This is a genomic window from Agromyces italicus DSM 16388 (assembly GCF_000421545.1).
Lineage (GTDB): Bacteria > Actinomycetota > Actinomycetes > Actinomycetales > Microbacteriaceae > Agromyces > Agromyces italicus.
This window is the reverse complement of the sequence record NZ_ATXF01000005.1, coordinates 768649-778213: the sequence shown is the minus strand read 5'-3', so window position 1 is coordinate 778213 and position 9565 is coordinate 768649. Positions and strand designations below refer to the sequence as shown.

Here is a 9565-nt window from a genome sequence, read left to right as displayed (position 1 = left end):
AAATTGGCATTGAACATAGTGCACGCTGTTGAGTTCTCAAGGAACGGACGCACCCGAGTTGAACCCGACCCAAAGCCGAGCCAGCCCCCAGGGCAACCTGTCAAACATACCACCAAACCAGCCCGCCGAAAACACGACGACCACCACAACTCCGAAGAGCCACGATCAACTAGAAGGGGTATCTCATCCTAGACTTGAAATCACCGAGTCGCAATGCTGCGCCTTCGAGGTTATTTGGCTAGAACCACCACCACTCGACCAGACCCGCTCTCCCGCGCTTCCCGGCCGCCGCAGCGACAAGAGAAAATCTACGCGCACACCACCACAACCAGCAAATCCACCACACAACCCGGGCGTGTCGCGAACCGCGAACACGCACCCAGCACCGACGACATCCCCGATGAAACGCGGAATCCGGCCGACTGGGGTCGACCGGATCCGAGAACGTCGCGCTGGGCTCAGTTCACCTCGTCGGGGTGCGAGCTCACCCGGCCCTCGCGTTCGAGCGCGGTGATCGCCTGCATCTCGGCCTCGCCGAGTTCGAAGTCGAAGACGTCGAAGTTCTCGGCCATGCGGGCACGCGTCGACGACTTCGGGAACACGATGTGCCCGCGCTGGAGGTGCCAGCGGATCACGACCTGCGCGGGCGACCTGCCGTGGGCGGCCGCCGCGTCGGCGACCTCGGGCAGCTCGAAGAGCGGGTACTTGCCCTGGCCGAGCGGGCCCCACGCCTCGATCGCAATGCCGTGCTCCTCGGCGAAGGCGGTGGTCGCCGGCTGCTGGTGCGCCGGGTGCAGCTCGATCTGGTCGACGGCCGGCACGACGTCGCTCTCGCCGAGCAGCCGCTCGAGATGCGGAACGAGGAAGTTCGAGACGCCGATCGACCGCACCCGGCCCGAGTCGCGCAGCTCCTCGAACGCGTGCCAGGTCTCGACGTACCGATCGCGGGCGGGCGACGGCCAGTGGATCAGGTAGAGGTCGACGTAGTCGAGCCCGAGGCGCTCGAGGCTCGCGTCGAAGGCGTCGTGCACCGATTGCGTGCCCTGGTCGTCGTTCCAGAGCTTCGTGGTCACGTAGAGCTGCTCGCGAGGGATGCCCGAGGCGGCGACGGCCCGGCCGACCCCCTCCTCGTTGCCGTAGATGCGGGCCGTGTCGAGGTGGCGGTAGCCGACCTCGAGCGCGTCGGACACGATCCGCTCGGTCTCGGCCGGATCGACCTTGAACACCCCGAATCCGAGCTGCGGGATCGAGTGGCCGTCGTTGAGCTGGATGCGGGGAACCGTCATGCCCGCCATCCCATCATGCGGTCCCGCCGGGCGACAGGGTGGTTCGCTCCCCGCGAATCGCACGAGCGAGAAGTCGACGCGGAGGGGCGCCGACGATCGCGCCGTCCTACGATGGAGGGCTGATGACTTCGCCGCTCCCGATCCCCGCGATCACCTACCCCGCCGAACTGCCCGTCTCCGCGCAGCGCGAGGAGATCGCGCGCGCCCTCGAGTCGCACCAGGTCGTCATCGTGGCGGGCGCCACGGGATCGGGCAAGACCACCCAGCTGCCGAAGATCTGCCTCGAGCTCGGGCGCTCCTCCATCGCGCACACCCAACCCCGTCGTATCGCCGCGCGCACGATCGCCGAGCGCATCTCCGAGGAGCTCGAGGTCGAGCTCGGCGGGCTCGTCGGCTACCAGGTCCGCTTCACCGACCAGGTGAGCGACGCGACCCGCATCAAGGTGATGACCGACGGCATCCTGCTCAACGAGATCCACCGCGACCGCGAGCTGCGTCGCTACGACACGATCATCATCGACGAGGCGCACGAACGCAGCCTCAACATCGACTTCCTGCTCGGCTACCTGAAGCGGCTCCTCCCCCGCCGCCCCGACCTCAAGGTGATCGTCACGAGCGCGACGATCGACCCCGAGAGTTTCGCGAGACATTTCGAGGATGCCTCCGGCACCCCCGCGCCCGTCATCGAGGTCTCGGGGCGCACGTACCCCGTCGAGGTGCGCTACCGCCCCCTCATCGCGGAGGCGTCGGGCGACACCGGCGAGGACGCCGACGACGAGGGCGCCGCCGCGGAGGACAAGGACGTGCAACGGGGCATCCTCGATGCGCTCGACGAGCTCGACCGCGAGTCGCGCGGCGACGTGCTCGTCTTCCTCTCGGGCGAGGGCGAGATCCGCGACGCCGAGCAGGCGGTGCGCGGGCACTACGCGACCGCCGGCGGCGGTCGCGGCGGTGAGACCGAAGTGCTGCCGCTCTACGGCCGGCTCTCCTCGGCCGACCAGCACCGGGTGTTCGAGCCGTCGAAGGTCGCCGGGCTCCGCCGCCGCGTCGTGCTCGCCACGAACGTCGCCGAGACGAGCCTCACCGTGCCGGGCATCCGCTACGTCGTCGACGCGGGCACCGCGCGGATCAGCCGCTACTCGGTGCGCTCGAAGGTGCAGCGCCTGCCGATCGAGGCGATCTCGCAGGCCTCGGCGAACCAGCGCTCGGGCCGCTCGGGCCGCACGAGCGACGGCATCGCGATCCGCCTGTACTCCGAAGAGGACTTCGCGCGCCGCCCCGAGTTCACCGACCCCGAGATCCTGCGCACGAACCTCGCGGCGGTCATCCTGCAGATGGCCTCGCTCGGTCTCGGCCCGATCGAGGAGTTCCCGTTCCTCACCCCGCCCGACAGCCGCGGCATCCGCGACGGCGTCGAACTGCTGCGCGAGCTGGGGGCGCTGGAGGGTCTCGAGACGCGTCCTTCTTCGTCGGGTGCTCCTCGACCAGCGGATGTGGGGCCGAAGCTCACGAAGGTCGGCCGCCAGCTCTCGCGCCTGCCCATCGAGCCGCGCTTCGCGCGCATGGTGCTCGAGTCGAAGGCGCAGGACGTCTCGCGCGAGGTGCTCGCGATCGTCGCCGGACTGACGGTGCAGGATCCGCGCGAGCGCCCGCTCGACCGTCGCGAGCAGGCCGACGGCTTCCACGCGCGCTTCGTCGACCCGACGAGCGATTTCCTCACCCTCCTGAACCTCTGGAACCACCTCGAGGAGAAGCAGCGCGAGCTCTCGGGCAGCGCCTTCCGCCGCATGTGCAAGTCGGAGTTCCTGAACTACCTGCGGGTCCGCGAGTGGCAGGACCTCTACCGCCAGCTCGTGCGACTCGCGAAGCCCCTCGGGCTGCAGGTCGCGCGCGAGGCATCCGAACCGGCAGCGCCCGCTGGAGCGAAAGGCGACGGGATCCACAAGGCTCTGCTCTCGGGACTGCTCTCGCAGCTCGGGCTCCGCGACGACTCGAAGACGAGCAGCGGGCGCGGCGGTGCCGGGGCGGGGCGCGACGCAGAACGTCGCGGCCGCCGCCAGCAGTCCGAGTTCGTCGGCGCCCGCAACGCGCGGTTCGTCGTCTTCCCGGGGTCGGCGCTCGCGAAGAAGCCGCCGGCCGCGCTCATGAGCGCCGAGCTCGTCGAGACCAGCCGGCTCTTCGCCCGCACCAACGCGGCGATCGACCCCGCGTGGGCCGAACCGCTCGCGGGTTCGCTCGTGAAGCGCAGCCACAGCGAGCCGCACTGGGAGAAACGCCAGGGCTCGGCCGTCGCGTACGAGAAGGTCACGCTCTACGGGGTGCCGATCGTCGAGCGCCGGCGCATCCAGCTCGCCCGCATCGACGCGCCCTACGCACGCGAACTCTTCATCCGCCACGCCCTCGTCGAAGGCGACTGGCCGAACGAGATCCGGCGCGACCCGCTGTTCGAATTCGACCGTCGCAACCGCCGCCTGCGCGCCGAGCTCGAAGCGGTCGAGGAGCGCAGCCGCCGTCGCGACATCCTGTTCGACGACGAGGCCGTCTTCGACTTCTACGACGCGCGGATCCCGGCCGACGTGACCTCGACGAGGCTCTTCGAGACCTGGTGGCGCGAGGCGAAGAAGCAGCGCCAGGGCCTGCTCACGATGACCGCAGAGACGCTCGCGCCCGACGATGCGCCGGCGATCGACGATGGGGCGTTCCCGCCCACCTGGCAGCAGGACGATCAGACGCTGACCCTCCGCTACCGCTTCGAGCCCGGGGCATCCGACGACGGGGTGACCGTGCAGGTGCCGCTGGTGCTGCTCGCGCGCCTCCGGCCCGAGGGCTTCGACCGGCAGGTGCCCGGGCTGCGCACCGAGCTCGTGACCGCGATGATCAAGGCGTTGCCGAAGATGATCCGGCGCAACGTCGTGCCCGCGGCCGACTGGGCGGCGAAGATCGTCGCCGAGCTCGACGGCCAGGATGCCACGGCGCAGACCTCGTTCGCCGACGAGGTCGCCGGCGTGATCAGGCGACTGACCCACACGCCCGTCACGGGCGCCGACTTCGCGACGGATCGCATCCCGCCGCACCTGCAGATGTCGTTCCGGGTGGTCGAGGGGCGCGGCAAGCAGCTCGGGGTGGGCAAGGACCTGCGGGCGCTCCAGGCGCAGTTCTCCGACCGCGCGCGAGATGCCGTCGCCGGCACCTTCGCGGCGGGCGGCGGCGCGGGCGCGCAACGGCGACGCGGGCCGAGGGCCGTGGATGTCGCGGGCGGACCGGGCCCCGTGACCCCCTCGGCACTCGGCGGCCCGGGACTCGGCAGCGGACTCGAGCGCACCGGGCTCACGAAGTGGGACTTCCCCGAGCTGCCGCGCCACGTCGACACCGACGTCGGTGGCAACCGGGTGCGCGCCTACCCCGCCCTCGTCGACGACGGCGAGACCGTGAGCATCCGTCTGCTCGCGACGCCCGAGGACCAGGCCGCGACGATGCCCGGCGGCATCCGGCGCCTGCTCATGCTCGCGACGCCCTCGCCCGTGAAGTACGTGGAGCAGCACCTCACCGGCAACGAGAAGCTCGTGCTCGCGACGAGCCCGTACCCGAACACCGCCGCGCTGTTCGCCGACTGCCTCGTCGCGTGCGTCGACGACGTGCTGTACCGGGTGAAGGACGACGGAATGCTCTTCACGAAGCTCGAATTCGACACCGTGCGCGACCGGATCTCGGGCGTCGTCATGAACACGATGTTCGAGACCGTCTCGCTCGTCGCGAGCACGCTCGTGGCGCTCCGCACCGCCGAGAAGGCGGTGAAGTCGGCGACGAGCCTCGCCCTGCTCCCGGCGCTCGGCGACGCGCGCGCGCAGCTCGACGGGCTCGTGTTCCCCGGCTACGTGTCGCGCACCGGCCTCGAGCGGCTGCGGCACCTGCCGCGCTACCTCGAGGGCGTCACGATGCGCGTCGGCAAGCTCGAGCAAAACCCCGGCCGCGACCGCGTCTGGATGAACGAGGTGCAGGTGGCGCTCGCGCGCTTCGCCGACGCCGGCGGCACGATTCCGCTCGCGCCGCGGGCGCCCGTGAACCTCGTTCGGGCTCGATGGCTCATCGAGGAGCTGCGGATCAGCCTCTTCGCGCAGGAGTTGCGCGCGGCCGAGAGCGTGTCGCTGCAGCGCATCACGAAGGTGCTCGCCGCGAAGGGCTGAGCCCGAGTGGGCGGGAACGCCGAAGGCGGGCGCCCCCGGGCACCCGCCTTCGCGAGACGACGGCTACGCCCCGATGAGCCGCGCGGCGAGGAAGCCCTCGAGCTCGGCGAGCGGCACGCGCTGCTGCTCCATCGAGTCTCGGTCGCGCACCGTCACGGCATCGTCGTCGAGCGAGTCGAAGTCGACCGTGATGCAGAACGGAGTGCCGATCTCGTCTTGACGGCGGTAGCGGCGACCGATCGCCCCGGCGTCGTCGAAGTCGACGTTCCAGTACTGACGCAGTTTTGCTGCGACCTCGCGGGCGAGCGGCGAGAGCTTCTCGTTGCGGCTGAGCGGCAGCACCGCGGCCTTCACCGGCGACAGGCGCGGGTCGAGCTTCAGCACGGTGCGGGTGTCGACGCCGCCCTTCGCGTTCGGCACCTCTTCGACGTGGTACGCGTCGACGAGGAACGCCATGAGCGAGCGGGTGAGGCCGGCGGCGGGCTCGATCACGTAGGGGATCCAGCGCTCGTTCTTCGACTGGTCGAAGTAGCTCAGCTCCTTGCCGGAGTGCTCGGAGTGCGTCGACAGGTCGAAGTCGGTGCGGTTCGCGACGCCCTCGAGCTCGCCCCACTCTCCGCCGGTGAAGCCGAAGCGGTACTCGAGGTCGACGGTGCGCTTCGAGTAGTGCGAGAGCTTGTCTTCGGGGTGCTCGAACCTGCGCAGGTTCTCGGGGTCGACGCCGAGGTCGACGTACCAGTTCCAGCGGTAGTCGAGCCAGTACTCGAACCACTCGTCGTCGGTGCCGGGCTCGACGAAGAACTCGAGCTCCATCTGCTCGAACTCGCGCGTGCGGAAGATGAAGTTGCCCGGCGTGATCTCGTTGCGGAACGACTTGCCGATCTGGCCGATGCCGAACGGCGGCTTCATGCGCGCCGCCTGGAGCACGTTCGCGAAGTTCGTGAAGATGCCCTGCGCGGTCTCGGGGCGAAGGTAGTGCAGGCCGCCCTCGTCTTGCACGGGGCCGAGGTAGGTCTGGAGCATCATGTTGAAGTCGCGGGGCGGGGTCCACTGGCCGCGGGTGCCGCAGTTCGGGCAGGCGATGTCGCCCATGCCGTTCTCGGGCGCACGGCCCTTCTTCTCTTCGAAGGCCTCGAGCAGGTGGTCTTCGCGGAAGCGCTTGTGGCAGTGCAGGCACTCGACGAGCGGGTCGGTGAAGACGCCGACGTGGCCCGAGGCGACCCAGACCTGCTTCGGGAGGATGACGCTCGAGTCGAGGCCGACGACGTCGTCGCGGCGGGTGACCATGTAGCGCCACCACTGGCGCTTGATGTTCTCCTTCAGCTCGACGCCGAGGGGGCCGTAGTCCCAGGCGGAACGGGATCCGCCGTAGATCTCGCCGGCCTGGAAGACGAAGCCCCGGTGCTGGGCGAGGGCGATGACGGATTCGAGACGGCTGGGTGCGGCCACGGTGGCTCCAATGGTGCAGGCGAGCGGGGATTTCGCGCGAGGCGCGCTGGCAACCATCTTAGGCTGAGACGGATGCCTCTCCCCGACCTCCTCGTCTCCGCCATCGCGCTCGTGCGCGATCGGCGGGTGCTCATGGTGACCGCGCGCGACCGCGAGGTCTTCTACATGCCCGGCGGCAAGATCGATCCCGGCGAGACCGCCGCGCAGGCCGCCGCCCGTGAGGCCTGCGAGGAGGTCGCGCTCGAGCTCGACCCCGATGCGCTCGACGAGCTCTTCGAAGTCGTCACGCAGGCGCACGGCGAACCCGACGGCCGCCTCGTGCGCATGCGCGTCTTCCGAGCCGAGACGGATGCCTCGCCGCGGGCCTCGGCCGAGGTGGGCTCCCTGCACTGGGTGACGACGAGCGAGCTCGATCGCTGCCCGCCCGCCGGGCGCGAGGTGCTCGTCCGGCTCGCGGCGACCGGCCTGATCGACTGACATGGCGATCTCCGTCGCACACGTCCGCGGCTACCTGCGCTGGTCGCTGCTCGATTACCTCGATGCGGCGGGGCGCCAGCTCCGGGTGCTGACCCGGCCGAAACCGCCGGCCTCGTGGTCGCGCGGCGACCTCTCGAAGCCGACGATCGTGCTCATGCCGGGCGTGTACGAACACTGGTCGTTCATGTCGTCGATCGGCGACACGCTGAATGCGGCCGGGCACCGGGTGCGGGTCGTGCACGGCCTGGGCGCGAACATCGCCCACATCCCCGAGACTGCGGCCCGCGTCGAGCGAGCCCTCGGCCGTGTCCCGACCCCCGCGGCCGGTCAGGTCGTCGTCGCCCACTCGAAGGGCGGGCTCACGGGCAAGTGGATGCTCATGCGGGAGGATGCGGAGGCGCTCGGACTGCTCGGGCTCGTCGCGATCGCGACGCCGTTCAACGGCTCGAGCCTCGCGGCGTACATGGTCGATCCCTCGCTTCGCGAGTTCGATCCGGTCGGCCCGGTCATCGGGCACCTCACCGGAGGAGCATCCGCGAATTCGCGCATCGTGTCGGTCTACCCGGCGTTCGATCCGCACGTGCCCGAGGGTTCGGAGCTCGTCGGCGCCGTGAACGAGTGCGTGCCGGTCGCGGGCCACTTCAGGGTGCTCGGCGCACCCCAGACCGCGGCCGCGGTGATCGCCGGTATCGCCCACCTCGCCGCACAGGCCGCGTGACCCCGCCACGACGTCGGCGATCGCCACCCGATCGGACCGATCGCCGCGAAACATCCGAAGTCGTGGCGATCGCCGAAGCTGCGGCGCGCGCGGGTCGGTCAGCGGGCTGACGCGAGGCGGCGGAACGCGAGCGCGAGGCCGCTGGCGGCGATGAGCACGAACGCGACGACCGCCGAGCCCACGGCGGAACCACGTCCGTCTCATCTGGCCGCGGAACCGCGCGATCGGGGATCACCGCACGATCGGAGCGATCGGAGCGAGAACGTCCGAAGTCGTGGCGATCTCCGATTTCGTGGCGCTCTGTGGCTTGCTCAGTGCACGAACTCGAGCAGGTCGAGGCCGACCTGGCGCATGCCGTCGAGCACCGCGAGCCGCGAGGAGAGCATCGTGTCGGCGTAGTACATCGACACCGCGTAGGCGACGCTCGCGCGGGGGCCGCGCAGCACGCCGACCTCGCTGCGCACGCCGCCGTCGGTGCCGGTCTTGTTCATGAGAAGCAGACCGTGGTCGGGCGAGCGGTGCGCGAGCGGATCGAGACCGAACGCCGACGCGACCATCGAGAGGTCGGCGTTCAGCGAGAGCCAGCCCACGACGCGCTGCGACACCTCGGGCGACACGATCTCGCCGCGCGCGAGCGAGGCGAACAGCCAGGTCAGCTCCTTCGCCGAGCCGATCGAGAGCTGCGGCGCATCGTCGGGGCCGCGGTGGTCGCGCACGAGGTCGAGGAGGGCGGTGCGGGTGAGCCCGAGCGTCTCGGTGCGGGCGCGCACGGCCTCGAGCCCGATGTGGCGGATCAGCACGTTCGTCGCGAGGTTGTCGCTCGTCGCGCCGATGAGCGCGGCGAGGTCGGCGACCGGCAGCGACGGCGACTGGAGGTGCTGCCAGATGCCCGAATCGCCGACGGCGTCGCGCGGTGCACGGTCGAGCACGGTGAACGACTCGGCGCTCGCACCGACGAGCCTGGAGGCGACCTCGACGAGCAGCAGCACCTTGCCGATCGATGCCGTCGGCATCACGACGTGATCGTCGACCGAGAACAGCACCTTGCCGGTCGCGAGGTCCGTCGCCCGGGCCGACACCTGCACCCCGGCGAGCGCGAGCTCGCCGAGTGCCGCGAAGCCTCGGGCGAAGTTCTCGTTCGGCTCCTCCGTGCGGTGCTTGCCCTTGCGCAGGTCAGCATGACGTGCACGTCGCTCGGATCCCTGCGACGACGTCACCACGGTGCTAGCACGCTCTTCCTCAGACGGTCGGCGCTCCCCCACCGCGGGCTGCGGCGCGCACGAGTTGTTCGGATACTCGGACTTCGGATCGGTGATTACCAGATCGTCACCCGCTCGGCAGGGTCGAGCCAGAGGGCGTCGTCGGCAGTCACTCCGAAGCCAGTGTAGAACTCATCGATGTTGCGGACGATCTGGTTGCACCGGAACTCGTTCGGCGAGTGCGACCGAGGC

The 9565-nt window shown here is 70.1% G+C and carries 6 protein-coding genes and 1 pseudogene; 3 read left to right on the top strand and 4 right to left on the bottom strand.

Annotated features, from left to right (window positions below):
• Nucleotides 1-458: 458 nt before the first annotated feature.
• A complete protein-coding gene (locus H516_RS0107995) occupies nt 459-1286 on the bottom strand; it encodes an aldo/keto reductase (protein WP_026378563.1) in 828 nt (275 codons plus the stop codon).
• Nucleotides 1287-1408: 122 nt separating this feature from the next.
• Between H516_RS0107995 and hrpA the strand changes: the two genes are divergently transcribed.
• Nucleotides 1409-5470, top strand: a complete 4062-nt coding sequence (gene hrpA, locus H516_RS0107990; protein WP_022889201.1) for an ATP-dependent RNA helicase HrpA — start codon at nt 1409-1411, stop codon at nt 5468-5470.
• Nucleotides 5471-5533: 63 nt separating this feature from the next.
• On the opposite strand, the gene H516_RS0107985 is transcribed toward hrpA, so the two are convergent.
• Nucleotides 5534-6919, bottom strand: coding sequence for a glycine--tRNA ligase (locus H516_RS0107985; protein WP_022889200.1), 1386 nt, complete (start codon nt 6917-6919; stop codon nt 5534-5536).
• Between the two features lie 72 nt (nt 6920-6991).
• Here H516_RS0107985 and H516_RS0107980 point away from each other — a divergent pair, with 72 nt between their 5' ends.
• Both H516_RS0107980 and H516_RS19085 read left to right on the top strand, forming a co-directional pair.
• Nucleotides 6992-7396, top strand: a complete 405-nt coding sequence (locus H516_RS0107980; protein ID WP_022889199.1) for an NUDIX hydrolase — start codon at nt 6992-6994, stop codon at nt 7394-7396.
• A 1-nt stretch (nt 7397) separates the two neighbouring features.
• Nucleotides 7398-8114, top strand: a complete 717-nt coding sequence (locus H516_RS19085; RefSeq protein WP_022889198.1) for an esterase/lipase family protein — start codon at nt 7398-7400, stop codon at nt 8112-8114.
• Between the two features lie 311 nt (nt 8115-8425).
• On the opposite strand, the gene H516_RS0107965 is transcribed toward H516_RS19085, so the two are convergent.
• Both H516_RS0107965 and H516_RS21690 read right to left on the bottom strand, forming a co-directional pair.
• Nucleotides 8426-9334 (bottom strand): serine hydrolase, encoded by a 909-nt coding sequence (locus H516_RS0107965; protein WP_026378562.1) that lies wholly within the window; start codon nt 9332-9334, stop codon nt 8426-8428.
• Between the two features lie 95 nt (nt 9335-9429).
• Nucleotides 9430-9555 (bottom strand): annotated as a pseudogene (locus tag H516_RS21690) (M13-type metalloendopeptidase); the annotation flags it as partial.
• Nucleotides 9556-9565 lie beyond the last annotated feature (10 nt).